This is a genomic window from Cytobacillus spongiae, assembly GCF_021390075.1.
Genome location: NZ_CP089997.1, coordinates 340,789 through 366,661 on the forward strand (window position 1 = coordinate 340,789; position 25,873 = coordinate 366,661).

The window sequence follows — 25,873 nt, forward strand, 5'->3', positions numbered from 1 at the left end:
TTTTCTTGCTGTTTAAGACTTTTAGAAGAAAGGAGTTGTCTAGCGATGCGAAGTTTTTTTTCCATTATTGGTTCAAGGCTATTACAATTGATCATCATGGTTTCAGTTCTTTCTTTTGTAACGTTTGTATTAATGAAAGTAACACCAGGGGATCCGATAAGGGACCTACTGAAGGTAGATGATGTAGTCGCTACAAAGGCAGATGAGGAAAAGTTAAAGAAAGAATATGGGTTAGATGAACCCATTCTCTCTCAATACGGAAGCTGGATGTTACAAGTCATGCACTTTGACCTCGGGGAATCGATGATTACAAAACGGCCAGTATTGGAAATGATACTTGCACGATTACCTGCGACGATCGCTTTATCTCTAGGAGGGATGGTGGTGTTGTTCTTAATTGCCATCTCACTTGGAACAGTGGGGGCTGTCTATGAAGGGCGCTGGCCTGATTATTTGAGCAGATGGTTTGCCATGTTGGGAGCTTCTATTCCTAGCTTTTGGTTAGGGCTATTGTTGATTTATCTGTTCTCACTAAAGCTAAACCTACTACCGGTTATGGGGAAGGGAACGCTAGCTCATTATGTATTGCCCTCCATTACACTAGGCATTGCGATGGCACCGATGTATATTCGACTATTACGCGAGCGTCTAATCGCTACATTACAAAGCCCATATATTGAGGCCGCCATGGCAAGAGGGTTAAGGAGAGAACGAATTCTAGTTTTTCATGCATTAAGGGGCAGCTTAATTCCATTATTAACGATGTTCGGGTTAAGTATTGGAAGTCTTCTAGGAGGAATAACGGTCATTGAAATGCTCTATTCATGGCCAGGAATGGGAGAATTAATCGTTAGTTCTGTTAAACAACGAGATTATCCTGTTATTCAGGGGTATATCCTGATTGTTGGTTTCTTAGTAGTTGTGACTAATCTAATTGTAGACTTATTGTATTTAGTAGTTAATCCCCAGATAAACCATAGAAAGGAGTCTAACTAATGGAGCCTGTACTATGGAAAAATAAAACACCTAAATTCTTTCATGATCCTACGCTTAGTGCCGGAATTATCCTAGCAGTGGCTATTATTGCTGTGATCATTCTTGGTGGGCTCCTTGTACCACATGATCCTTTCCAAATTGAGATGAATAATCGATTACAAGGTGCAACCGCAGAACACTGGCTAGGTACGGATCAATTAGGCAGAGATGTGTTTTCTAGAATGGTTTACGGTGCAAAGCTAACAATTGGCCTGAGTATCTTTTCCATACTGCTGGCGGTACTAATTGGTGTACCAGTGGGCCTTGTATCCGGTTATATAGGTGGAAAAGTGGATGCATTCTTTATGAGAATTGTAGATGGAATTTTGTCTTTTCCAGATTTTATCCTTGCTATTGCCATTGCTGGAATTCTAGGTCCCAACTTGACCAATGTCATATTAGCAATTGTATTAGTCAGATGGATTGTGTATGCGAGAGTTGTTCGTGGGTTAGTTTTAGTGGAGAAAGAAAAGGAGTACGTACTTGTTTCTAAAGTGTCTTTTTCAAGTTCGATCAAAACGATTCGAATGCACATTTTACCACAGGTTCTGCCAGATTTAATTGTGATGGCTGCCATTGATGTGGGAAAGGTGATTCTCCTGATTTCTGCTTTTTCTTATATCGGTCTCGGTGCCCAGCCGCCTATTCCAGAATGGGGAGCTATGTTAAATGAAGGAAGGACGTATTTTCAAGTTGTCCCTTCTTTAATGATTTTTCCAGGGCTAGCGATTATGCTGACAGTCTTATGCTGTAATCTGCTCGGTGATGGTCTGAAAAATGTGTTCGATATTCGGAAAAGGAGGGGGAAGGATGAATAATGCATTCATATCTATCCAAGACTTACGCATTTCGACGTCAGAAAAAGTGCTCGTTCGAGATGTTCATCTCGAAATAAACAAAGGTGAAATGGTCGGTCTGATTGGGGAAAGTGGCAGTGGTAAAAGTCTAACGGCTAGGGCAATCATGGGCCTGCTCCCCCCTAATATGAAGGTTAGTGGGAAAATAGAATACGATCATGTGGACTTGCTTGCCTTACCCCCTAGAAAACGCAGGCAAATGCTTGGAAGTGAGGTTGGCATGATCTTTCAAGATTATAGAGGGAGCTTCACCCCCTTTATTAAGATTGGAAAACAAATGGTTGAAACGATTCGAACACATAAGAAGCTATCTAAAAATGATGCGAAGCAGCTAGCTCTGTCCGTTCTAAGGGAAATGGGCTTGGAAGCACAACGAGTATTTGACAGCTATGCGTTTCAGCTTAGTGGTGGGCAGGTTCAACGTGCCGCCATTGCCACGTCATTAGCGCTAAAGCCTAACCTCATCATTTGTGATGAAATGACAACTGCATTAGATGTGATAAGTGGAGAAAAAGTATTACAACATATTGATTACATCAGAGAACAGACAGGGTGCTCGGTGTTGATGATCACCCATGATCTAACGCTAGCTTATAAAAGGACAGATCGTATGTATGTAATGAATCAAGGGGAAATTGTTGAAGAAGGATCCCCTGAACAAATTCGATGTCATCATCAACATCCATATACAAAGAAACTATGCTCTTGTCTGCTAGCTCTTCCTGGAGAAGAATCATTTGTAAAGGATAGGGTGTTTTCTGTATGAGTTTAATGATTGAAGATCTTTCTAAACAATATAGTAAAAATCTACGGGCATTAAAGAATATCTCCTTCTCTGTACAGAAAGGGGAATGCATAGGCATAGTTGGAGAAAGTGGGAGTGGAAAGAGTACGCTAGCCCGTATATTACTAGGATTAGAGCCATTTAAAGAAGGAGTTATTACGTTTAATGGAGATCCAATCGCTCCTCGTAATCGCAAGCTCCTACGAGAATATCGTAAAAATGTTCAAATGATTTTTCAAGATGCTACAAGTACGTTAAATCCTAAGCTACCAATTTGGAGAAGCCTGCTAGAACCTTTAGAAAACTATAAGGACTTCTATCCTTCTTTTGTAGAAAAAGGACTAACAAGGATGGAATTAGCGGAGCAGCTCTTAGAAATCGTTGGATTGGAAAAGCAGATGGTTCATCGCTTTCCTCATGAATTAAGTGGGGGACAAAAGCAACGTGTGAGTATTGCTAGAGCGATCAGTCTTGAACCATCACTGCTAGTTTGCGATGAACCCACTGCTAGCTTAGATGTAACGGTTCAAGTTCAGATTCTTAAATTATTGAAAGAGCTACAACAGAAAACAAATATGACAGTTCTTTTCATTTCTCACGATATTAGGGCAGTTGCGTATATATGTGAGCGAGTGATCGTATTAAAAAATGGAGATTTAGTAGATGAGTTTATATTAGATGATATCTACGATGAGGAGCGTCATCCATACACAAAAGCACTAATTCAAGCAGCCTCGATTGATTAAGTTTCACGTAAAGAAGGTAATTAGATGAAATTAGCATCCAATCAAATGTCTTTAAAAGGAATAGCATCCGATCGTCATAGAGAATATTTGGCTTTAGCCACCCCCCTCATTATTTCAGGAATATCAACACCTATATTAGGAGCGGTTGATACAGCAGTAGTTGGAAGAATTCCTGATCCTGCTACTATTGGTGGAGTTGCCGTAGGAGCCGTAATCTTTAATACAATGTATTGGTTACTTGGCTTCCTTCGGGTGAGCACAAGTGGGTTTACTTCCCAAGCAGAAGGGGCAGGTAATGAAAAGGAAGTCCTATTTTCTTTTCTAAGGCCCATGATTTTAGCGATCTTGTTTGGCCTTGTGTTCATTCTTTTGCAAGATCCAATTTTAACGATTGCGTTATCCTTCATTGGAGGAAGTGAAGCCGTTTCATCTTTTGCTTCTACTTACTTTTCGATTCGAATATGGGGAGCCCCTTTTATCCTACTAAGCTATGTAATGATTGGCTGGCTGATTGGAATGGGAAAGGTTCGATTAGCGCTGGCAACTCAAATATGGATGAATACTTTAAATATCCTCTTAGATTTTGTATTTGTTTTAAAATTAGGTATGGGTGTTCATGGGGTTGCATATGCTAGTCTCATCGCTGAAGTTAGTGCAGTTATGTTTGGGGCATGGCTTCTATATGCGACGAATAAAAAAAGGTTAGTAAATATAAAATTATCGATGTTGCTAGAAAAAGCACCTATGATTGAAATGATCCAAATGAATAGGGACCTATTTTTGAGAACGGTTTGTTTACTTGCAATGACGATTACATTTACTTCGGTGGGTGCAAGTATGGGAGAAGTCACTTTAGCTGCCAATGCGATCCTCCTACAAATTCACTATATGATCGCTTATCTATTTGGTGGGTTTGCCAATGCATCAAGTATTATGGTCGGTAGAGCCATAGGGAGAGGAGACATGCCCCTTTATCAGCGAGCATTTACCCTATCTGCCCAGTGGGGGATAGGTTCGGCAGTTGCAATAAGCATTGCCGTCTGGGTATTTGGCGAGAGCATCATCGGGATTTTCACCACCATTACAGATGTAAAAGTGGTCACAAAGGAATACCTCGTGTGGATGCTTGTGTTTCCGATAGTGGGCGTCTGGGGCTTGCAGCTAGAGGGGATTTTCTCGGGTGCTACTGAGGCTAAATCTATTCGAAATTCGATTGCATTAGCTCTAATAGTCTTTTTGCTAGCTTTATGGCTACTTCTGCCTCTCTATCAGAATCATGGATTATGGACAGCATTTGTTGTATTTAGCTTCTGCCGCTCTCTCTTTTTATCCTTCTATATTCCAAGACTCACACGGGAAAAAATATTACACAAGGTAGTCAGCTAGAGTTAGTGTAGGTGGGTTTTTGTTTAGGTAATCATAGTGGTTGGAAAAGTAGTGACTTTGAGGTAGGATTTGTGAGGTGGTTTTCAATCAGACTCCTCCGTTGATATTCAAAAAGGCTTACGTGTAATGAATGCCATTACGCGTAAGCCTTTTTGCATGTCTGGGACGAGGAACCTGACCCTATGACCCTATGTCCCTACATGCCTGTCAGTTGCTAACTCTTTTTGAGTTAACCTATGTCCCTGACCCGCCAAATGCTTCTGGAATCATGGTAAATCCTTCAATGACGGTGTCCTCTTCTATTTCAATCATGAGGTACCGCTTGCCGCTTAGCTGTACTTGTTTAACATAGCGTAAATCTTGGGGACTAATGGAAATGTTCGCAACCTTGGTACTTATTTTAATGGATTTCGAATTATATTTAGGCAGGACACTGCTTGCCTTGATTTCATATTTGTCATCATCGATAATTTTCTTAAAGGCGGTCTCTACTTTTTCCTCATTTACATCCTCGATGCCGCTCATTTTTAGTACATTTCCAATGTCCTTTGAATCTAATTTCGGTTGGTCTTCTTCTTCATTTTCAACAATCATCCGATGAATTTCTTCATAGACGTTAGAAAGTGTTGAAGTACTCAATTGGTCTCCAGTCACGTCTTTGATGATTTCTTCAAAAACAATTTTGTCATCCTGTGCGGTCATGACATCTTCTCCATTTAGGACTTCTTCAATAAAGTAATAATCAGGCTCGTGAACCTTCCCAGCAGAGTAGAGGATGTGATTCACATCAGCTGAGTTATCAGTAAAGCAAGGAAATAAGAAGCCACCTGTTGGAGCGTTCAAGTTAATGATAGGATCAACCACAAAATGATATTTAAACTCTTTCTCTACAAAGTCAAACAGCAGCTCCTTCTTAGGCTCCTGGGTATTATTCACGCTACATAAAATAAATGGGTGAGAATACACTGTATCTCGTTCACTTTCCTCCGACTCTTCACTTCGGCGCTTCATCGGCTTTAAATATTCCGCACGAATAAAAGTGACGACCATATCCTTTTCATATTGCTTGTTTTGGAGCATTTTCTCGACCATTTTTAGCATTTGATCTTTAAAGCCTTCCACATCCTGGCTTAATAAGGCTTGATGTAAAATAAGCTGACTGTTATTTTCTGCATCCCGTTGGAACTTTAGTTCAAAGAGCTTTTCATCTAGTTGACCGGTAAGCAGCTTTTTGAAATTTGCCAAAAATAACTCTTGCTGCTCTTGATCAAGCCATTCAAAGGGCTGACTTTGATGATGATAAATGTCACTAGAATCCTTCGTAATATACACGTTAAAAATATCGCTAATTTTCAACAAGTCGTTATTGATCTTAAATTGTTTTCGAATCTGTGCTACGTCTTTTTTGTTCATGATTCATCCCACTCCAAGAGTAATTTCTAACGTACAGTAATTCATTTATTTTATCATACTTCTTTTGTTGAGGAGTATGTGTGAGTGAACATTGATTAGGTCCGAATCAAAATTAAACAAACTCAATAATTGTAACCATTATGTGAACGATCAAAAAATTTTTTCATATTTTTGGGAGAATATGCTTTACATAGGATAGGGGGGTATAGTAAATTAATACATGTAGAAGGAATAGGGAGGTGTCATTTGGTGGAAGAACTAAATGGGGAAATGGAATTGTGTGGTTCGGATCATTCAGATCGAGTCAGTCATCACTCTGAAAAAACAAAAAAAGCCTTAATTAGTCGTTTAAACCGTATTGAAGGTCAAGTTCGCGGTGTGAAAGGCTTAGTTGAAAAGGATACGTACTGTGATGATGTGATTACACAAATCTCTGCTATTCAATCCGCGCTTAACAGCTTTTCAAAGGTGTTATTAGAAGCACACTTAAAAAGCTGTGTCACCGAAAGAATACAAGATGGCGATTTAGAAGTAGTAGATGAATTGTTGGTAACAATCCAACGACTAATGAAAAAATAGGCTGTTTTCTTTTAAATGCTACTGGACACAAATTATCCAAGTAGCATAAACAGTCAAAAACATAAAAGGAGCTGGAAACAATGGAAAAAACAACATTAACAGTAAGTGGGATGTCATGTGGACACTGTGTGAAAGCAGTTGAAGGTGCAGTAGGTGAAGTAGAGGGCGTTAGCTCAGTAAAAGTTCGCTTAGATGAAGGAAAAGTAGATGTTGAATTCGATACTTCAAAGGTATCACTAGAAGCAATTAAAGAAGTAATTGATGACCAAGGCTATGATGTAGCATAGAACCATTCGAATACGTGCAGGAGATTTGCACGTATTCTTCTTTCATAAAAATATACCCCACACAGGTATAAGGGAGGTTAGCGTATGACACAACAATTGAAGGAAGCTTCACTTTCGGTCTCAGGAATGACCTGTGCAGCGTGTGCGCTTCGGATTGAAAAAGGCTTGAATAAAATGGAAGGCGTCGAGCAGGCCACGGTAAACTTTGCACTTGAAAAAACCTCAGTTACGTTCGATCCCACGAAAACGAACATAGAGGCATTTACGCAGAAAATTCAACAGTTGGGCTATGAGGTAGTGGTAGAAAAGGTCGAATTGAATCTTATCGGTATGACCTGTGCGGCTTGCTCTACCAGAATTGAAAAGGGACTAAACAAGCTTGAAGGGGTAGTAAGAGCCAATGTGAATTTGGCCCTCGAAACGGCTAGTGTGGAATATGATTCTACCAAGGTCACTCCAACTGATATGATTGAGAAAGTGGAAAAGCTAGGCTATCAAGCAAGCTTAAAAAGTGAAAAACAAGAAGACGTAGCGGATCTGAAGGAGAAGGAATATGAAGCGCAGCTAGGGAAATTTATTTTTTCACTCATATTATCAATCCCTTTACTTTGGGCGATGGTCAGTCATTTTCGCTTTATTACGTCCTTTATTTATTTGCCTGACATGCTAATGAATCCATGGGTTCAACTAGCCTTAGCAACACCGGTTCAATTTATTGTCGGAAAGCAATTTTATGTAGGAGCGTATAAGGCACTTCGTTACAAAAGCGCGAACATGGATGTATTAGTGGCACTTGGAACCTCAGCTGCCTATTTCTATAGCTTGTATCTATCGATTCGATCGATTGGATCCAATTCACATATGATTGAGCTTTATTATGAAACAAGTGCGGTGTTAATTACCTTAATCATTCTAGGAAAGCTATTCGAAGTTCGAGCAAAAGGCCGTTCATCAGAAGCAATCAAAAAGCTGATGGGCCTCCAAGCCAAAACAGCAACGGTCTATCGAGCAGGAGAGGAGCTTGAAATTCCATTAGAAGCAGTGCTAGTCGGTGACCTCGTGTATGTTCGTCCAGGTGAAAAAGTACCAGTTGATGGAGAAATCGTAGAAGGTCGCTCGGCGTTAGATGAATCAATGATAACGGGTGAAAGTGTACCAGTTGATAAAGCAGCTGGAGATGCAGTCATAGGTTCAACGATTAATAAAAATGGCTTTTTAAAAGTAAAAGCAACAAAGGTTGGTCGAGATACAGCCCTTTCTCAAATTATCAAAGTGGTAGAAGAAGCACAGGGCTCCAAGGCGCCAATTCAACGACTAGCCGATCAAATCTCTGGAATCTTTGTTCCGATTGTCGTCGGAGTTGCTGCTGTCACGTTTCTTATTTGGTTCTTCTTAGTGGCACCCGGAGATTTTGCTGAAGCATTAGAAAAGTTAATCGCTGTTTTAGTCATTGCTTGCCCGTGTGCTCTCGGTCTAGCTACCCCTACCTCTATTATGGCAGGTACAGGAAGAGCAGCAGAAGTAGGTATTCTTTTTAAAGGCGGAGAGCATTTAGAACGTACTCACAGACTAACAACAATCTTATTAGATAAGACGGGAACGGTCACAAATGGCACACCAGTTTTGACAGATACTGTTATTGAAAAAGCTTTTAACGAAGAAGAATTTCTAACATTAGTAGGTTCAGCAGAAATGCAATCTGAGCATCCGTTAGCACAAGCGATTGTTGCTGGAATGAAGGAGAAGGGAATTCAATTTAAAGCGGCAGAAGAGTTTGAAGCGATTCCTGGCTTTGGTGTTATAGCAAAGGTAGATGGACGTACAATATTGGCGGGTACAAGAAAGCTAATGAATAAATACAATGTATCAATTGATGCGGCCATTCCGCTAATGGAAGAATTAGAAGCGAGTGGAAAAACCGCGATGCTCATTGCAATCGATCATCAATATGCCGGTCTTGTAGCTGTGGCGGATACAATCAAAGAAACTTCGAAGGCAGCAGTTCAACGGTTAAAGGATATGGGACTAGAAGTGGTCATGATTACTGGAGACAACGAGCGTACAGCCATAGCAATTGCAAGGCAGGCGGGAATTGACCAGGTTGTGGCAGAAGTATTGCCTGAAGGAAAAGCAGATGCTGTAAAGAATCTTCAAGCACAAGGAAAAATCGTGGCAATGGTTGGTGACGGAATAAACGACGCCCCTGCGCTAGCGACAGCAGACATTGGCATGGCGATCGGAACAGGAACAGACGTGGCGATGGAAGCTTCTGATATTACGCTGATTCGTGGAGATTTAAATAGTATTGCAGATGCCATCTACATGAGTAAAAAGACCATCCAGAATATTAAGCAAAACCTCTTTTGGGCATTTGCTTATAATTCGTTCGGAATACCTGTGGCGGCTCTAGGATTCCTCGCTCCTTGGTTAGCGGGTGCTGCAATGGCATTTAGCTCTGTATCGGTTGTCTTAAATGCTCTCCGCTTACAAAGAGTGAAACTTTAAACGAAGGAGAAATCAGAATGAACAAGTGGATTCTATCAGCCATCGCCTATCTAGCAATTGTCATACTAGGATATTACATGTATGATAGCTTTTTTCAAGCAGAGACTGAGCCCAGTGTTAAGGAGTCAGAACATGAGGATCACGGAAGCGGGCACGAACATGGTGAGGAAGTTGGTTCGAATAATGATGTGAAGGTAACGGTAGAAGAGACAGACGAGAAAATTACCATCACATTAAAGGACCTGTCGGGTCAGCCCGTAACGGAATTAGAAACTAATCATGAAAAGAAACTGCATCTTATCGTAGTAGATGAACATTTAGCCGTGTATGAGCACTTACACTCTGATGAAGTAGCGCCAGGAGTATTTGAGATTGTCTCTCCACTTGAAGAAGGAAACTATCTAGCATTTGTCGATATCAAGCCGGCAAATCTCGCATATACCGTTCGGCCAGTTTCCTTTAAAGTTGGGGACGTGTCGTCTAGTGAACACACCCATCATTCACTAGAAATAGACAAAGTGCTGGCCAAGACGATCGATGGACAAAAGGTTTCATTAGAAACTACGGAATTAAAGGCAGGGATACCGGTCACACTAACGTTCACAGTACATGATGCTACTGTAGAACCGTATTTAGGTGCAATGGGCCATGTCGTCATCTTAAATGAGGAGGCGACTGAGTATGTACATGTGCATCCACTCAATAATAATGAAACCGTATTTGAAACCCAGTTTGCGAAGCCTGGTATTTATAAAATGTGGGGCGAGTTTCAACAGGGTGGAAAAGTTGGTGTCTACCCGTTTGTCGTTGAAGTAAAGTGATGATGAAGAAAGCATGAGCTCGTAAATGGATGCTCATGCTTTTTTGTTGTTCCGTAATGATTGGAATAGATCAAGAGCCTAGAAATGTGATTGTGTTAAACTAGCAAAAAAAAATCGCGCCTGAGGTGAAACTATGGGGATCAAACTAGCGACAGAAGATGATATCCAATGGGTAAATGAGCAATATCAAGAAATAGGTTTCGTATCTAGTGATTTAACAAACGAAATAATTGCCATCGTTACATATCAAAATAAATACGCAGGTGTCGGAAGAATCGTGTTTCTGAATGAAAAAGAGGCAGAAATAGGTGGAATTTACATTTTAGAAGAATATAGAGGACTTTCGTTAGCAACAGAATTAGTCGCTTATCTAGTGAAGAAAGCGAAGACGTGTGAGCTCAAGGAAGTATACTGTTTACCCTTTGAAGAGCTAAGACACTTTTACGAGAAATTCGGCTTTAAAGAGAAGGATAGCAACAAGGAATACGTCCATGAAGCCATTTTGAATAAGCACAATTGGTGTTTAGCGAACTATGATAAAAAGGTCTTATTATTTAGCTTGCAGTGATCTTTGTTTTAAGCGGACTTTATTTAGAAAAAAGCCAAATTTAATAGAAAAAGAGGTAGCGAAGTAGAAGGGGGATGGGTTTGCCCTAAGCCAACATGTGAGCGAACGCTCCATTTATGAGCGTTCGCTCGCCTCAAGCCGGAAATCGCTCACTTTTCTAGAATTTCGCTCGCATTTGATAGAAAATCGCTCACATTCGACAAGAAATCGCTCCAACTGTAGGGGATTTCGCTCATTCTGGGATGAACGTGCGGTGGATTTACTTCAGGAGGTACGGTTTTTTCCGAAAGCAGGTACTTTATTTAGAAAAAAGCCAAATTTAATAGAAAAAGAGGTAGCGAGGTAGAAGGAGGACGGGTTTGCCCTAAGCCAACATGTGAGCGAACGCTCCATTTATGAGCGTTCGGTAGTGTAAATTATTTTGTGTAAATGATTGAACATGTGCTTGATAGTCAACAATAATCTTACCTACTAGGGGGATAGGGCAATGCTGGGGAGCAACCCGAGCACCAAGTGGGGTTCTGTACAAAAGGAAGAGAGGATTTTCCTCTCTTTTTCCCTTTTGGGAGAACCTAAAGCGATAAACCCTTAAGGCATTGCCCTAATACGTAGGAATGCTAGGACAGAACTTATTTCCCAAGCCGACCAGCGAACATGATTTCAAACTGTTGCCTACATTCCATCCACCCTGGTACAGGTACAGTCCATCGGTCTGTCACCCCCATAGTGGCCAGAAAAACAATCTTACGTAAAGAATTATCTGTTGGATAAGCTGTTTTGGTTTTCGTAACTTTTCTTAACTGCCTATGGAAAGCTTCAATAGTATTCGTTGTATAAATCAGTTTTCTTATCTCTACTGGATAGGAGAAATAAGTAGTTAACTCCAACCAATTTGTTTCCCATGATTTAATAATTGCAGGATACTTCTGTCCCCACTGTTCTTTGAAATCTTGAAAAGCACTTTCAGCTTTTTCTAAAGTAACCGCTTTATAAACTAACTTTAAATCAGCCATAAGTTCTTTGCGGTATTTCATAGGGACACCTTTTACATTGTTTCGTAATTGATGAATAATACATGACTGTATATCTGTCTTTGGGAACGTAGCGCTAATCGCCTCAGAAAAGCCTGAAAGCCCGTCCTTACAAACAATAAGAATGTCTTCAACTCCTCTGCTTTTAAGATCCTGGCAGACATTCAGCCAGAAGCTAGCGCTCTCATCCTCACCAATCCAGATTCCAAGTATATCCTTAATACCATCGGTATTAATCCCTAATACCGTGTATGCGGCTTTACTAACAATTCGATTTTCATGCTTTACCTTAAAATGAATAGCGTCTAAAAACACGATAGGATAAACAGGTTCTAGTAGACGAGACTGCCACTCATAGACCAGGGGTAAAATCTTATCTGTGACTTTACTGACCAAACTTGGTGAAACATTGACTCCGTAGATATCTTTCATGTGTTGCTCGATATCTCGAGTAGACATTCCCTTAGAATAGAGAGCAATAATTTGATCTTCAAGTCCATTGATAGAAGTTTCATACTTCTTGATAATCTGTGGCTCATATTCACCTTTTCGATCCCTAGGTATACTAAGAGGAGTCTCTCCAAGCTTTGTTTTAATCGACTTTTTACTATATCCATTACGACTATTTCCTGTATTATTCCCAGAAGAATCATGCTTGGAATAACCTAGATGTTCCTCAATTTCAGCCTCAAATACCTGTTGAAGTGTTTCTCTAAACAATTCTTTCATCATCATATGAATATCATCAACAGTTTGGCATTGACTAGCTAATTCTCTTACAGTTAGATCTCGAAAACTTTGCATAAACGACCATCTCCTTTAATGGAAAGTATATCCATTTACACAAAATTTTATACGCTCTCGAGCGTTCGCTCGCCTCAAGCGGGAAATCGCTCACTTTTCTAGAATTTCGCTCGCATTTGATAGAAAATCGCTCACATTCGACAAGAAATCGCTCCAACTGTAGAGGATTTCGCTCATTCTGGGATGATCGTGCGGTGGATCTACTTCAGGAGGTACGGTTTTTTCCGAAAGCAGGTACTTTATTTAGAAAAAAGCCAAATTTAATAGAAAAAGAGGTAGCGAGGTAGAAGGAGGACGGGTTTGCCCTAAGCCAACATGTGAGCGAACGCTCCATTTATGAGCGTTCGCTCGTCTCAAGCGGGAAATCGCTCACTTTTCTAGAATTTCGCTCGCATTTGATAGAAAATCGCTCACATTCGACAAGAAATCGCTCCAACTGTAGGGGATTTCGATCGCATTCAACAAAAATTCCCTCCAATTATATTTTCGAATCATCGCTCCTCCAACCAAATAAAAAGTAAGCTATGCCCCCCATTTTTTGATGCTATCTTTTTTCAACCAGCCGTATTAAGTGATTAGCAAAAGCCTCTGCGATTTCATCCCCCGTTTGTGAACCATCCTCTTTGTACCATTGAAGGATCCAGTTGAGAGACCCGAGAATGATCAGCCGAATAGTGCGGACATCGATACTTGGATCAAAGTCCCCTTTTTCAATGCCTTCCAAAATGAGCGCATCGAAATGTTGCTCATATCCTTTCCTTTGAAGTAAGACATCTTCAAGGTATTCTCCTGAGAAATTCTGATTTGGTTTATCCATCATCATAAACATCGATTTTTCACTTGTGGTGAGAATAACATGGGATTTGACGGCTTTTTTCAGCTTTTGAGTAGGAGGGAGGTCACTGTTAATGACCTCCTCAATTTTTTCCATACTCATTTGCATAATCATCTGGTGACATTGATAGAGAAGATCCTCTTTATTTTTAAAATAGTAGTACATCGAGCCTTTTGTCATAAGCAGATTGGCGGCAACATCTTCCATTGTCGTCCCTTGAAAGCCTTTTTCAGCTAATACTGATGCCGCAGATCTTAAAATTTCTTCTTTCTTCTTTGCTGCTTTCTTCTCTCGTAAGGACATGATTTTCGCTCCTTTATCCATTCATTTTTCCGAAAGTAGTAGTTGTAATAATGGTAGGTTGAAAATTCCAATAAATCAACATGTAATATTTTGACCTAATGTTTAAAAAATAAATGTATTGTATAAAAAACTGAAAATTGTTATTATTACATCAGATGATTGTTAAAAATTTGAAGGGAGTTTTGCGAAGTGTCCTTGCCTCTCGAGGGAATTCGTGTTCTTGATCTAACGAGATTATTACCAGGACCCTATTGTTCGTTGTTGCTTGCTGATTTTGGTGCAGATGTCATTAAGGTTGAAGCTCCTGAGGTGGGGGATTATGCCAGATGGGGAGAGCCGAAAGTGGGAAATCAAAGTGCACTTTTTCTTTCTTTAAACCGAAACAAACGGAGCATGACCCTTAATTTAAAGGAACAAGAGGATCAAGCCATTTTTCTTGAGCTCGTAAAAACAGCAGATGTGTTGCTGGAATCTTTTCGGCCAGGGGTAATGGATCGGCTTGGGCTCGGGTATGAAGAGTTGAAAATGCATCAGCCTAAACTAATTTACTGCGCAATTACTGGTTATGGTCAAACAGGCCCATTAGCACAGGAACCTGGGCACGATTTGAATTTTCTTAGTTATTCTGGAATATTGCACCTGCAAGGGTCACCAAATGGAAAGCCGATGATTCCGTCGGTTCAAATTGGGGACCTTGGTGGGGGAGCTCTAATGGCGGCAATTGGAATATTAGTTTCAATTATGGACGTGCAAAAAACCGGAAAAGGAAAATTTATCGATATCTCTATGCTAGATGGTGTTATTTCTTGGATGCAGACGATTCTCCCTGACCTCTTGGCAAAGACAGAAAATGTTCCGAACCGAGGGGAGCTTATGCTAAACGGCGGCAAAGCTGCGTATGAAGTGTACCGAACGAAGGATGAGCGGTACCTTTCCGTAGGTGCACTGGAATTCAAGTTTTGGAAAAATTTTTGTGAAGTCATTGGAAAGGAATCCTTCATTAGACAGCTAGACGCTCCGGTCGAACTTCAGCGGCAAATGAAGGAAGAAATTGAGGAAAAAATAGGAGAGAAAACACTGAAAGAATGGCTTTTTCTATTTGAAGGGATTGATGCCTGTGTCTCACCAGTCCTGACTCCTCAAGAAATGATAGATAACGAGCAAGTGGTGCATAGAAAAATGATTGAGAAAGTGGATGACCCTTATGTGGGAGTCATTCAACATATCAATAATCCAATTAAGGTTCTCGGGGAAAAAACAAACATTAGGCGTCACCCACCGCAACTTGGTGAGCATAATAAGGAAATTCTCAAAGAATTAGGATACGTAAAAGGGGGATATTCAAGATGAGAATTCAAGATTCCGTTGCTGTGATCACGGGAGGAGCTTCAGGTCTTGGAGAAGGAACGGTTAGACATATCGTACAAAGTGGAGGAAAAGTAGCCATTTTGGATCGAGCAGAAGAGAAGGGAAAGCGCTTAGTTGAAGAACTAGGAGAGCATGTTATTTTTATCAATACAAATGTGACGAGTGAAGAAGATGTTCAAAAGGCACTGGATCAAACCATTGAAAGCTTCGGTCACTTTAACACGGTAATTAACTGTGCTGGGATTGGTGTGAGTGAAAAGACCGTTAGCCGTGGCACAGCCCACCAATATGATTCTTTTAAAAAAGTCATTGAGGTTAATTTAATTGGGACGTTCAATGTCATTCGTCTAGCTGCTGAAAGAATAACAAGCTTCCCTGCTAACGGTGATGGAGAGCGTGGCGTCATCATTAATACGGCCTCTGTTGCCGCATATGAAGGTCAAATTGGTCAAGCAGCATACAGTGCTTCGAAGGGCGGAATTGTTGGCATGACTCTTCCGATTGCACGTGACCTCTCGAAAAGCGGAATCCGTGTGGTCACTATTGCACCAGGTCTATTTGAAACCCCTCTACTCGGAAGCTTACCAGAAGGAGTAAGAACAGCATTAGGAGCACAAGTCCCTTTCCCGGCCCGATTAGGTCGCCCGTCTGAGTTTGCTCTACTCGCCCAGTCGATTATAGAAAATGTCATGCTTAATGGGGAAACGATTCGCCTAGATGGGGCTATTCGTATGTCTCCAAAATAATAGAATACGAGAAAAATATAGATATGGAGGAATGTTCAATGCGTGAGGTAGTAATAGTAGAAGCGGTTCGAACGCCAGTAGGGAAGCGAAAAGGTGCTCTAAGTCAGGTACGCCCTGATGATTTAGCAGCGAAAGTATTAAAAGAATTAATTAATCGATCTGGAGTATCAGCAGGTGCAGTGCAAGACGTGATCCTCGGTTGTGTATCTCAAGTAGAAGAACAAGGGGTGAACATTGCTCGATCAGCGGCTTTAATGGCAGGGTTCCCGATACATGTCCCCGGAACGACAATTGATCGTCAGTGTGGTTCGGGACAACAAGCCATCCATTTTGCATCCCAGGCCATTTTAAGTGGTGATATGGATATTGTCATAGCAGGCGGGGTTGAAAGCATGACAAGAGTACCTTTAGGGTCGTCTAGGCAAAAAAGTGATTGGAGCGAAGAATTAACTTCGAAGCATGAGATGATCCACCAAGGACTATCTGCTGAACGAATGGCAGAAAAATGGGGATTCACTCGTCTGACTCTTGATGAATATTCACTTGAAAGTCATAGGAGAGCGATTCACGCAATAAAAGAAGGGCGATTTGAGCGAGAAGTTTTTCCAATAGAAGTTCAGCTAGAGGATGGCTCTCTTACCGCCTTCAAACAGGATGAAGGGCCAAGAGAAGATACTTCTATTGATAAGCTTGGGAAGCTACGTCCAGCTTTTAAAGACGATGGAGTCATTCATGCTGGAAACTCAAGTCAAATGAGCGATGGTGCTGCGGCTATGCTGTTGATGTCTAAAGAAAAGGCAGAAGAGTTAGGACTAAAGCCGAGGTTTCGAATCATCGCCCGTTCAGTTGTTGGATCTGACCCTACATTCATGCTGACTGGCCCTGTCGAAGCAACAAAACAAGTGCTTTTAAAAGCAGGATTAACAATTGAGGATATGGATATGTATGAGGTGAATGAAGCATTTGCGCCCGTTCCTTTATATTGGCTGCAAGAAACAAATGCAGATCCGCTGAAACTAAACCCAAATGGAGGAGCGATTGCTCTAGGTCATCCTCTAGGAGCGACTGGAGCAAAGCTCATGACGACGATGATCCATGAATTAGAAAGAACAGGCGGTCGTTATGGCCTTCAAGCCATCTGTGAAGGCGGCGGGATGGCAAATGCGACAATTATTGAAAGAATTATTGAATAGAAATTTCATCCGGAGGTGTGATGAATGGATCGACCATTTTTAACTGACGAGCACGAAATTTTTCGTAAGTCCTTACGTAAATACTTAGAAAAAGATGTCATCCCAAACTATGAAAAGTGGGAAGAAGAGCGGCAAATCCCTCAGTCATTTTGGAAAAAGCTTGGAGACCTCGGATTCCTCTGCCCTTGGTTAGACGAACAATATGGCGGAATGAATACTGACTTTGGTTATGCTGTCGTATTTGCAGAGGAGCTAGAGAAAGTAGGGGCTGGCTTGAATGGGCCGGGGCTACACAATGATATTGTCATGCCATATATTGCATCCTATGGATCAGAGCAGCAGAAGCAGAAATGGCTACCAAGAAGTACAACAGGAGAACTAATCTCTTCTATTGCAATGACGGAACCAGGGACAGGATCGGATCTCGCTTCTATTAAAACGACTGCTGTACGAGACGGAGATGACTATATCATCAATGGGGAAAAAACGTTTATCACTAATGGATACACGACGAATTTCGTCATCGTCGTTTGTAAAACAGACCCAAAAGCATCGCCAGCACATAGTGGGATAAGTCTTCTCGTCGTTGATGCGGTTGATCTAGATGTACCTGGATTTCGAAAAGGGAAGAAACTCAGGAAAGTAGGGCAGCATGCAGCTGATACAGCCGAATTAATCTTTGAGGACTGCAGAGTGCCAGCAGGGAATTTATTAGGGGAGGAAGGCAAAGGCTTCTATTATTTGATGGATAAGCTACAACAGGAACGGATCACTGTAGCGATTAGTGCGATGGCATCTGCAGAACGGATGCTTGAACTGACTATTGAATATGTAAAACAGCGTGAAGCCTTTGGGAAACCGATAAGTAAATTTCAGAATACCCAATTTAAGATTGCGGAAATGGCAACCGAAATTCAAATTGGCCGTACCTTTGTTGATCAATTAATCATCCATCACATGGCTGGTAAAAGCATTGTGAATGAAGTATCAATGGCCAAATGGTGGGTAACCGACATGGCGAAAAAAGTCGCAGCCGAATGCATGCAGCTTCATGGTGGATATGGATATATGGAAGAATACGAGATTGCTAGAAGATACCGAGATATTCCAGTCACCTCCATCTACGCTGGAACCAATGAAATCATGAAAACGATTATCGCTAAGAACATAGGGTTATAGAAAAAATTAACTCTCCTTGGATGGAGAAAATATAAGAATCAAAAGCACCCTGCAGTAACTTGTGGGGTGTTTTTTTGTGGGAAAGTTGCTAAATGGGAAGGTGAGAGGTCAAGTTCGGACAGGAAAGGGAGAAATCAAGAGTTTCGAGTCCGAAGTAAGGTCAAGTTCGGACAGCAAAATGAGAAACCCAGAGCTTCCAACCCGAAGAGATGCCATAATCGGTCAGAAGTAGGTATGCAAAGTCTATCCTACTTCACAAATAGTGCTAATCGAATTCCTTAGGTAACAATGGTTTGTACTTAGCATCATTCACCAAAGTGTAAAGATATCTTTACATTCTTTCCCATAACGGTGTACTATATATGTAAAGATATCTTTACCTTGTGTTGGAGGCTATCAATTTATGAAGGTAATTAATCATATAAAGGAAATTAGGCAGGAGAAAGGGATCACGCAGGTTCAGATGGCGCAGGATTTGCAGATTACTCGGCAGACCGTAAATGCGATTGAGAAGAATAAGTACAATCCGAGCCTGGAGTTAGCATTAAAGTTAATCAAGTATTTTGATGTGCCGATTGAAAAGCTATTTTACTTAGATGAATCAGAGGGGAAGTAATCATGAACAAGAATAAATTACAAATAGTCATGTTTATCGTGTTGTTTGGAAGTATCATATTCGGAGGGCTTCTAGGAGTTTATCTAATTTATAAGAATACAGGAGTTTTCCATAGCGAATGGATTCCAGCCATAATAGGAGGGGTACTCTTAGGGTTCATTCCTATGCTGTTGCGAAAGAAGCGAGGAGGAACTATTCCTGACGTGGATGAACGCAGTATGATGTTATATAAAAAATATTTTATGGCAGTGCTGTATCTCGTTCTTTTTGGTTCTGGTGCAGGATTACTCATTTTATTTTTAAATGGAGTCAAATATATTGAAACTGGCATGTTAATTATATACTTAATGGTGATTTATATGCTCATCGGCTTGGGTGTGCTTGTAGTGAAGCGTTTATAACAAGCAAGAAGGCTCCCCATCCAAATCAAGGGAGCCTTCTCCAATATTCCTATTTTTTCTGTTGTTCCTCACAGCAATCCTCTTTCTCGTTCCCACCGCAGCAATCGTCTTTTTCTTCGGTTACTTCTTCAATTTTAATTTCGCAGCATTCTTTGTCTTTTTTGCCAAATAAGTTTTTTAATAATGTCATGTGTATGACCTCCTAAAGGATATAGAATAAGAACCCAGAGATGGTTGACATCGTGAATACGGAGCCAACGAAAGCGAATACGAGCTTCTTTTTAAAAATGCTATTTAATAGCGTGACTTCAGGGAGACTTGCGCCAGCAGAGCTTATCATTAGGGCCATAACAGGTCCTAATGCCATTCCTTTTGCGATCATGATTTGGCTGATAGGGATCATGGTTGATAAGCGGATGTAAAGCGGAATACCGATAATTGCTGCAACCGGGACAAGCCACCATTTATCACCTCCCATATAGGTTGTAATCCATTCAGTAGGAACGGCTCCATGAATGACTGCTCCAATCCCAGCACCGATGAGTAAATATGGATAGACCGTTTTCATTAAATCCAGTGTTTCAGTAAGAGCTGCTTTTAAGTCAAAGCGTTTGGTAGTAGGCTGATAGCCCTTCATAATGACCTTCTTGACCTGTGTTTCAAACTTAAGCTTTTCTAATAGAAATCCGATGAGGACTGAGAGAATAGAAGTAATCACTGTATAAGCAATTGCCACCTTGATGCCTAACACAGCAGCCATAAGTGTTAAAATCGTTGGATCTAAAACAGGCGAAGCAAATAAAAAAATCATCACGATTCCGAAGCGTACCTTTTGGTTTAGCAAGTTTACGACAACTGGAATGGTGGAGCAGGAACAAAATGGAGTAATAAAGGCAAACAGTACGGCAACGCCTGCACTGACTAATGGATGACTCTTCTCCATAAGTCTTTCTAATTTCTCGTAAGGGACGATGCCTTGAATAAGGTTGATCACAAATGAGATCCCTACAAATAAGACAGTCAGTTCTAATGCGATAGACAAAAAGCTTTTTCCAATATCAAACCACATAGCATTCACCTCAATAATTTATTTGCATTATGCAAGTATTAGTTCTATAGAAAGAGCAAGACTTCTCTTGCTCATAGAAAAGGTTTACAGCAAACGGTCGATTTCGCCATTGCTTCATTTAACATTTTTATCGATTGGAGGACAGAGTTTTTTTCAAATTCACTCATATGGGAGAATACTTCTTCTAAATATTCCTTCATTTGTACATCGATGGTTGTTGCAACAAATTTTCCTTCGGTTGTTAGAGATAGAATATAGATGCGTCGATCTTCAGGCATGGGTGTTTTTTTAATTAGCCCCAATTTTACGAGTGTTTGCGTTTGTCTACTAAATGTCGTAATATCCATCCCTAAAGCAGATGCAATGGTTTGTACAGAAGGAGATTCGTGTTGATCAATTTCATATAGGATGTGACTTTGAACTAGAGAAAGGTCAATTCCACCTACGGAGCAGCAGTTTTTGCTCAAAAATCCAAAACGCCTCGTCATGGTTTGGAATAATTCTCGAGTATCTTCCATATTTTTCACCTCTGACTTAGTTATATCACATTATTTGTATTTTGCAAATGTTTTTATAGAATTTTTCCATCGCCATCACATCTACATATTTTTCATCAAAAATTCCTTGCTCTTTAATGGTTCCACCTCCTTGATAACCCATTTTTTTGTATAAGCCTTGCCCTACTTCATTAAATGGAAAAGTAAACAAAACGAATTGATGAAAGGAGTTTCTTTTTCCATGATCCTCAAGCTCTTTGATAAGGAGCTGACCTAGGCCTTTTCCTTGGTGAGTTCGACCGATGTAAATAGAAATTTCTCCAACTCCAGTATAGGCACATCTTGAGTTGTATGGTCTTATCGAGCCTCATCCCATTACCTGGTCGTTTTCATCAATGACAATTACCTGATATCTATTCGACCGATTGTTTAACCAATTACTCATATAGGAAATATCCTTTTCTTCCATTTCTAAAGTGGCAATCCGATCCTGAATTCCTTGATTATAAATATGTAAGATTTGGGGTATATCTAATTCAATTGCTAACCTGCATTTCATTGTATATTCCTCTTTTTCTTCCATATTACGATGAAAGGAAAAACAGGGCGATTTTTATTAAATGTTTTACTTGAAAAACATAGATAAGAGTTTTATTATATAAGTTAGTTATTATATAAGTGATTTTTTATATGGGGGTGTGTGATGGAAAAGACGGTTTTGGATTTGGATCAAGGTGCTCAGATTCTTAAATTACTTGGAGATAAAACAAGATTAACGATGGTCAGTCTCCTTTATGAAGATGAGTGTTGTGTTTGTGAATTTGTAGAAATTTTTCAAATGAGCCAACCAGCGATTAGCCAGCATTTAAAGAAGTTGAGGGAGAGCGGGCTTGTAAAGGAGAAGAGGAGAAGTCAATGGATCATTTATTCTTTAAACGATAGCAGTGAATATTATCCCCTCATCGCAGATCTTTTACAACACCTGCCAAGCCAGAAGGAAAAGCTTGATGATCTAACCTCAAAGGGGTTAAGAATAAGTTGTGAATAGTGGGGGATTACTTTGATTTCAGTTATTTTAGCAGTGAGTATTTTCTTACTTACGCTCGTGTTTGTTATTTGGCAGCCAAAGGGACTGTCGATTGGGTGGTCCGCATGTGGTGGTGCAATATTAGCATTACTAGCCCAAGTGGTGGATTTTGGAGATGTAGTTACGGTAACAGGCATTGTGTGGAATGCTACGTTAGCTTTTATTGCGATTATTATTATTTCTCTCATCCTGGATGAAATTGGTTTCTTTGAATGGTCCGCACTGCATATGGCACGGATTGCGAAAGGCAATGGTTTGAAAATGTTTATTTATGTAACGATTTTAGGTGCCATTGTTGCGGCATTCTTTGCTAATGACGGAGCTGCATTAATTCTAACGCCGATCGTTTTAGCAATGGTGCGTAATCTAAAGTTCGAAGATAAAATGATCCTGCCATTTATTATGGCGAGTGGGTTTATTGCCGATACAACCTCACTTCCACTTGTTGTCAGTAACTTAGTGAATATCGTATCAGCAGATTATTTTGACATTGGATTTGTTGAATATGCAACGAAGATGATTGTTCCGAATTTCTTCTCGCTAGCAGCGAGCATTCTAGTTCTATATTTATATTTTCGAAAAAATATTCCAAAATCGTATGATCTTAATCAATTAAAACAACCAAGTGAAGCAATAAAAGATCCTAAAATGTTCAAGCTCTCTTGGTTCGTACTTGGGATCTTACTACTTGGGTATTTTATTAGTGAGTTTGCTGGGATACCGGTATCATTTATCGCTGGAATTGTAGCGATCATTTATCTCATAATGGCGCAAAGAAGCCCTGTGGTTCAAACAAAAACGGTGTTAAAGGGTGCGCCATGGGCGATTGTGTTTTTCTCCATCGGAATGTATGTCGTTGTCTACGGGTTGCGTAATGTTGGCTTAACAGATATTTTAGCGAATATCATTCAAGCAGCGGCTGACCAAGGGTTATTTGTTGGGACAGTCGCGATGGGATTCATCGCAGCTATTCTATCCTCGGTTATGAATAATATGCCGACAGTGATGATTGATGCTCTGGCAATTGCTGAAACGGATACAAGCGGAATCATCCGAGAGGGACTCATCTATGCAAATATAATCGGCTCTGACTTAGGACCGAAGATTACACCTATCGGCTCATTAGCAACTTTATTATGGTTACATGTTCTGTCAACAAAAGGGGTAAAAATTAGCTGGGGAAATTATTTTAAAGTAGGGATTATCCTCACTGTTCCAACCCTCTTTATTACACTTGTTGGATTATATTTATGGTTATTGGTTTTTTAAAAGCTTGACTCTGAATAGGATTCTTTCCATGGGGGAGCATAAATTCCTTTGGCTTAAATCATAAATTTCTCAAGGAAATTATAATTTTTACTATAACATTCACAATAAAAGGAGCTATAACAATATGACGAAAAAAATAATCTACTTCTTATGTACAGGAAATTCTTGCAGAAGCCAAATGGCAGAAGGATGGGCTAAAAAGCACTTAGGTGATGAGTGGGAAGTGAAAAGCGCTGGCTTAGAAGCACACGGACTAAATCCGAATGCAGTGAAAGCAATGAAAGAGGCAGGAATGGATATTTCCAACCAAACATCGGATGTCATTGATCCAGAAATTCTAAATAATGCAGATCTAATTGTTACACTTTGCGGCCATGCGGCAGATAACTGCCCTGTGACACCACCGCATATCAAACGTGTACACTGGGGATTTGATGATCCTGCAAAAGCAGAAGGAACAGACGAAGAAAAATGGGCTTTCTTCCAACGTGTACGTGACGAAATTGGCGAGCGCATCGAGCGCTTTGCCAAAACAGGAGAATAACCTACGCATTTAATACATTAATACAAACCTGACAGTCTTTGCTCTGTCAGGTTTTTTGCATTTCTCTCATCACTTTTATGCATGCTACAATTGTCGAAAAAATTCACAGGAAAAACATTGACCACATCGGTCAATGAGGTGTAAACTAAAGTTGACCGATGTGGTCAATGCACTTTAAAGAAGGTAGGAAAGTAGATGATATCGAAATTTTTGAACCTTGAAGCTGAAAAGCAGGACCGCATCCTCAATGCAGCTATGAAGGAGTTTACACAAAAGGGCTATGACAATGCATCCACAAATGGAATTGTAAAGGAGGCGAAGATCTCTAAAGGTTTACTCTTTCATTATTTTAAAAATAAAAAGGACTTATTCTTGTTTTTGTACGATCATTCAACTGAAAAACTGATTAACGATTTTTATCAAGAACTCGATTTATCTGAGCGTGACATCTTTGAACGATTAAAGAAAATTATGATTCTTAAAAGTCAGATGCTGAACCGGTACCCAGAAATATTTAACTTTCTGATGGCAGCCTACTTAGAAGGCTCACCAGATGTTAAAAATGATCTGGACCATAACAAAGCACAGTTTCTCCAAGAAAACGCAGCAAAGATTTTCGATCAAATGGATACGTCTAAGTTTAAGGATGGAGTAGATATTCAAAGGGCAATTCATACGATTTTGTGGACTCTTGAAGGGTTTAGTAATCAAGTTATGCAAAAGGTGAAGTATTCAGGCGGATTACAATACGATTTTTCAGCGGATTTTGATGAGGCAGATGTGTACATTAACATTCTGAAAGAAACATTCTATAAATAATGGCTATTTTCTAAAAAATTGTTATTTTATACCAGGGAAGATTTTCTTCTTCATACAAAGGCTAGCAGTTTGGAGCAGAGGGATGCGAGAAGCCCTTCGGAAGCAGTGGGAAGGTGATTCCCCACAGGGCAAGCCGAGGAGGATTCACCCTGCACGTCGCGGCTAGAGTATCCTGGAGCAGAAAACAGTCCATGTTTCAATGACAAAAATAAAAGAGGTAGAAACTAGGGGAGGGTTTTAGATGAATGTGATTGATATTCAAAACTTAACAAAGAGTTACGGTAAAGCTAGAGGAATCGTCGATGTCAGCTTCCAAGTGGAAGAGGGAGAGATTTTCGGCTTTATTGGTCCAAATGGTGCTGGGAAATCTACAACTATTCGGACACTACTCGCATTAATCTATCCAACTAGCGGAAGTGCAACCATCTTCGGTAAGGATTGCATGACGGAGGCTGCTGAAATTAAAAAGGAAATCGGTTATTTACCTTCAGAGGTTTTCTATTATGACAATATGAAAGTAATCGATTTACTTAAATACTCTGCCAGCTTTTATAAAAAGGATTGTACGAAGCGGATTCATGAACTGGCAGAAGTGCTCGAGCTGGATTTGAATAAGAAAATCGACGATCTATCACTTGGAAACAAGAAGAAGGTAGGGATTGTGCAAGGGTTGCTTCATGAGCCAAAGCTGATCATTCTTGATGAACCAACAAGCGGACTAGATCCACTCATGCAGCATAAATTCTTTGAACTCCTGGAAAAAGAAAACAAGCGCGGCGCTACGATTCTGTTTTCTTCACACATCTTAAGTGAGGTTCAAAGGCTTTGTAATCGTGTAGCGATTATCAAAGAAGGTAAAATTGTACAGGTCGAGAAAATCAGTACGTTAAAGAAAAATAATTACAAGAAAGTAAAGCTAGAAACGAAGGAAGTAGCTGCAACTCCATATTTTGATCTCGAGGGAATGAATCAAGTAGAAGTTAAAGAACACACTGTTACATTTATGTATAAAGGGGACTTAAATAAATTACTGAAAAAAATATCGGGATTAGATGTAGTTGATCTATGGGTTGAGGAGCCAACATTAGAAGAAATCTTTATGCATTTCTATGAAAAGGAGGAATAAGCAAG

General features: G+C 40.2%; 27 protein-coding genes and 1 pseudogene. 21 read left to right on the forward strand and 7 right to left on the reverse strand.

Annotated elements, in window-relative coordinates; genetic code table 11:
- Nucleotides 1-45 precede the first annotated feature (45 nt).
- The 5 genes from nikB to LS684_RS01935 are packed head-to-tail and all read left to right on the forward strand — an operon-like array spanning nucleotide 46 to nucleotide 4,808.
- Nucleotides 46-996, forward strand: a complete 951-nt coding sequence (nikB, locus tag LS684_RS01915; RefSeq protein ID WP_233809415.1) for a nickel ABC transporter permease — start codon at nucleotides 46-48, stop codon at nucleotides 994-996.
- Nucleotides 996-1,853 carry a nickel transporter permease gene (gene nikC, locus LS684_RS01920; RefSeq protein WP_233809417.1) on the forward strand — a complete coding sequence of 286 codons (858 nt, stop codon included), beginning with the start codon at nucleotides 996-998 and terminating at the stop codon, nucleotides 1,851-1,853. Before nikB ends, nikC begins: the two co-directional genes overlap by 1 nt.
- Nucleotides 1,846-2,658: an ABC transporter ATP-binding protein gene (locus LS684_RS01925; protein ID WP_233809419.1), complete on the forward strand. Its 813-nt coding sequence runs from the start codon at nucleotides 1,846-1,848 to the stop codon at nucleotides 2,656-2,658. Before nikC ends, LS684_RS01925 begins: the two co-directional genes overlap by 8 nt.
- Nucleotides 2,655-3,422, forward strand: a complete 768-nt coding sequence (locus tag LS684_RS01930) for an ABC transporter ATP-binding protein (RefSeq protein ID WP_233809421.1) — start codon at nucleotides 2,655-2,657, stop codon at nucleotides 3,420-3,422. Before LS684_RS01925 ends, LS684_RS01930 begins: the two co-directional genes overlap by 4 nt.
- A gap of 24 nt (nucleotides 3,423-3,446) precedes the next feature.
- Nucleotides 3,447-4,808 (forward strand): MATE family efflux transporter, encoded by a 1,362-nt coding sequence (locus LS684_RS01935; protein ID WP_233809423.1) that lies wholly within the window; start codon nucleotides 3,447-3,449, stop codon nucleotides 4,806-4,808.
- A 234-nt stretch (nucleotides 4,809-5,042) separates the two neighbouring features.
- On the opposite strand, the gene LS684_RS01940 is transcribed toward LS684_RS01935, so the two are convergent.
- Nucleotides 5,043-6,221 carry a DUF4317 domain-containing protein gene (locus LS684_RS01940; RefSeq protein WP_233809425.1) on the reverse strand — a complete coding sequence of 393 codons (1,179 nt, stop codon included), beginning with the start codon at nucleotides 6,219-6,221 and terminating at the stop codon, nucleotides 5,043-5,045.
- Between the two features lie 270 nt (nucleotides 6,222-6,491).
- Between LS684_RS01940 and LS684_RS01945 the strand changes: the two genes are divergently transcribed.
- The 5 genes from LS684_RS01945 (at nucleotide 6,492) to LS684_RS01965 (ending at nucleotide 10,981) form a co-directional block, all read left to right on the forward strand.
- On the forward strand, nucleotides 6,492-6,800 hold the full coding sequence (locus LS684_RS01945; protein ID WP_233811518.1) for a metal-sensitive transcriptional regulator: 309 nt from the start codon (nucleotides 6,492-6,494) through the stop codon (nucleotides 6,798-6,800).
- A gap of 80 nt (nucleotides 6,801-6,880) precedes the next feature.
- On the forward strand, nucleotides 6,881-7,087 hold the full coding sequence (gene copZ, locus LS684_RS01950; protein ID WP_233809427.1) for a copper chaperone CopZ: 207 nt from the start codon (nucleotides 6,881-6,883) through the stop codon (nucleotides 7,085-7,087).
- Nucleotides 7,088-7,171: 84 nt separating this feature from the next.
- On the forward strand, nucleotides 7,172-9,592 hold the full coding sequence (locus LS684_RS01955) for a heavy metal translocating P-type ATPase (protein WP_233809429.1): 2,421 nt from the start codon (nucleotides 7,172-7,174) through the stop codon (nucleotides 9,590-9,592).
- 17 nt (nucleotides 9,593-9,609) lie between these two features.
- Nucleotides 9,610-10,413, forward strand: coding sequence for a DUF8832 domain-containing protein (locus tag LS684_RS01960; protein ID WP_233809431.1), 804 nt, complete (start codon nucleotides 9,610-9,612; stop codon nucleotides 10,411-10,413).
- Between the two features lie 133 nt (nucleotides 10,414-10,546).
- Nucleotides 10,547-10,981 carry a GNAT family N-acetyltransferase gene (locus LS684_RS01965; RefSeq protein WP_233809433.1) on the forward strand — a complete coding sequence of 145 codons (435 nt, stop codon included), beginning with the start codon at nucleotides 10,547-10,549 and terminating at the stop codon, nucleotides 10,979-10,981.
- 629 nt (nucleotides 10,982-11,610) lie between these two features.
- On the opposite strand, the gene LS684_RS01970 is transcribed toward LS684_RS01965, so the two are convergent.
- A complete protein-coding gene (locus LS684_RS01970; protein ID WP_233806036.1) occupies nucleotides 11,611-12,816 on the reverse strand; it encodes an IS256 family transposase in 1,206 nt (401 codons plus the stop codon).
- 544 nt (nucleotides 12,817-13,360) lie between these two features.
- Nucleotides 13,361-13,954, reverse strand: coding sequence for a TetR/AcrR family transcriptional regulator (locus tag LS684_RS01975; RefSeq protein ID WP_233809435.1), 594 nt, complete (start codon nucleotides 13,952-13,954; stop codon nucleotides 13,361-13,363).
- A 189-nt stretch (nucleotides 13,955-14,143) separates the two neighbouring features.
- Here LS684_RS01975 and LS684_RS01980 point away from each other — a divergent pair, with 189 nt between their 5' ends.
- The 6 genes from LS684_RS01980 to LS684_RS02005 all read left to right on the forward strand — a co-directional run bounded on the left by LS684_RS01980 (nucleotide 14,144) and on the right by LS684_RS02005 (nucleotide 19,457).
- Complete coding sequence (locus LS684_RS01980; RefSeq protein WP_233809437.1) at nucleotides 14,144-15,304, forward strand: CaiB/BaiF CoA transferase family protein; 1,161 nt, start codon at nucleotides 14,144-14,146, stop codon at nucleotides 15,302-15,304.
- Nucleotides 15,301-16,068 carry a 3-hydroxyacyl-CoA dehydrogenase gene (locus LS684_RS01985; protein ID WP_233809439.1) on the forward strand — a complete coding sequence of 256 codons (768 nt, stop codon included), beginning with the start codon at nucleotides 15,301-15,303 and terminating at the stop codon, nucleotides 16,066-16,068. The genes LS684_RS01980 and LS684_RS01985 overlap by 4 nt, the downstream gene beginning before the upstream one ends.
- Nucleotides 16,069-16,106: 38 nt before the next feature.
- Nucleotides 16,107-17,261 (forward strand): thiolase family protein, encoded by a 1,155-nt coding sequence (locus LS684_RS01990; protein WP_233809441.1) that lies wholly within the window; start codon nucleotides 16,107-16,109, stop codon nucleotides 17,259-17,261.
- 24 nt (nucleotides 17,262-17,285) lie between these two features.
- Nucleotides 17,286-18,440 carry an acyl-CoA dehydrogenase family protein gene (locus tag LS684_RS01995; RefSeq protein ID WP_233809443.1) on the forward strand — a complete coding sequence of 385 codons (1,155 nt, stop codon included), beginning with the start codon at nucleotides 17,286-17,288 and terminating at the stop codon, nucleotides 18,438-18,440.
- Between the two features lie 403 nt (nucleotides 18,441-18,843).
- Nucleotides 18,844-19,056: a helix-turn-helix transcriptional regulator gene (locus LS684_RS02000; RefSeq protein ID WP_233809445.1), complete on the forward strand. Its 213-nt coding sequence runs from the start codon at nucleotides 18,844-18,846 to the stop codon at nucleotides 19,054-19,056.
- A gap of 2 nt (nucleotides 19,057-19,058) precedes the next feature.
- Complete coding sequence (locus LS684_RS02005; protein WP_233809447.1) at nucleotides 19,059-19,457, forward strand: hypothetical protein; 399 nt, start codon at nucleotides 19,059-19,061, stop codon at nucleotides 19,455-19,457.
- 49 nt (nucleotides 19,458-19,506) lie between these two features.
- On the opposite strand, the gene LS684_RS02010 is transcribed toward LS684_RS02005, so the two are convergent.
- The 4 genes and pseudogenes from LS684_RS02010 to LS684_RS02025 form a co-directional block, all read right to left on the reverse strand.
- Entirely contained in the window at nucleotides 19,507-19,647 is a 141-nt protein-coding gene (locus tag LS684_RS02010) for a hypothetical protein (RefSeq protein ID WP_233809449.1), read from the reverse strand.
- A 12-nt stretch (nucleotides 19,648-19,659) separates the two neighbouring features.
- Nucleotides 19,660-20,526 carry a permease gene (locus tag LS684_RS02015; RefSeq protein WP_233809451.1) on the reverse strand — a complete coding sequence of 289 codons (867 nt, stop codon included), beginning with the start codon at nucleotides 20,524-20,526 and terminating at the stop codon, nucleotides 19,660-19,662.
- 71 nt (nucleotides 20,527-20,597) lie between these two features.
- Nucleotides 20,598-21,044, reverse strand: coding sequence for a MarR family transcriptional regulator (locus LS684_RS02020; protein ID WP_233809453.1), 447 nt, complete (start codon nucleotides 21,042-21,044; stop codon nucleotides 20,598-20,600).
- Nucleotides 21,045-21,069: 25 nt separating this feature from the next.
- Nucleotides 21,070-21,582: pseudogene (locus LS684_RS02025) on the reverse strand (arsinothricin resistance N-acetyltransferase ArsN1 family A).
- A 144-nt stretch (nucleotides 21,583-21,726) separates the two neighbouring features.
- Between LS684_RS02025 and LS684_RS02030 the strand changes: the two are divergent.
- The 5 genes from LS684_RS02030 (at nucleotide 21,727) to LS684_RS02050 (ending at nucleotide 25,868) form a co-directional block, all read left to right on the forward strand.
- Nucleotides 21,727-22,071, forward strand: a complete 345-nt coding sequence (locus LS684_RS02030; RefSeq protein ID WP_233809455.1) for an ArsR/SmtB family transcription factor — start codon at nucleotides 21,727-21,729, stop codon at nucleotides 22,069-22,071.
- Nucleotides 22,072-22,083: 12 nt separating this feature from the next.
- Nucleotides 22,084-23,379, forward strand: a complete 1,296-nt coding sequence (locus LS684_RS02035) for an arsenic transporter (protein ID WP_233809457.1) — start codon at nucleotides 22,084-22,086, stop codon at nucleotides 23,377-23,379.
- A gap of 124 nt (nucleotides 23,380-23,503) precedes the next feature.
- Nucleotides 23,504-23,923: an arsenate reductase (thioredoxin) gene (gene arsC / locus LS684_RS02040; RefSeq protein ID WP_233809459.1), complete on the forward strand. Its 420-nt coding sequence runs from the start codon at nucleotides 23,504-23,506 to the stop codon at nucleotides 23,921-23,923.
- A gap of 195 nt (nucleotides 23,924-24,118) precedes the next feature.
- Nucleotides 24,119-24,742, forward strand: coding sequence for a TetR/AcrR family transcriptional regulator (locus LS684_RS02045; protein ID WP_233809461.1), 624 nt, complete (start codon nucleotides 24,119-24,121; stop codon nucleotides 24,740-24,742).
- A gap of 241 nt (nucleotides 24,743-24,983) precedes the next feature.
- A complete protein-coding gene (locus LS684_RS02050; protein WP_233809463.1) occupies nucleotides 24,984-25,868 on the forward strand; it encodes an ABC transporter ATP-binding protein in 885 nt (294 codons plus the stop codon).
- Nucleotides 25,869-25,873: the final 5 nt, after the last annotated feature.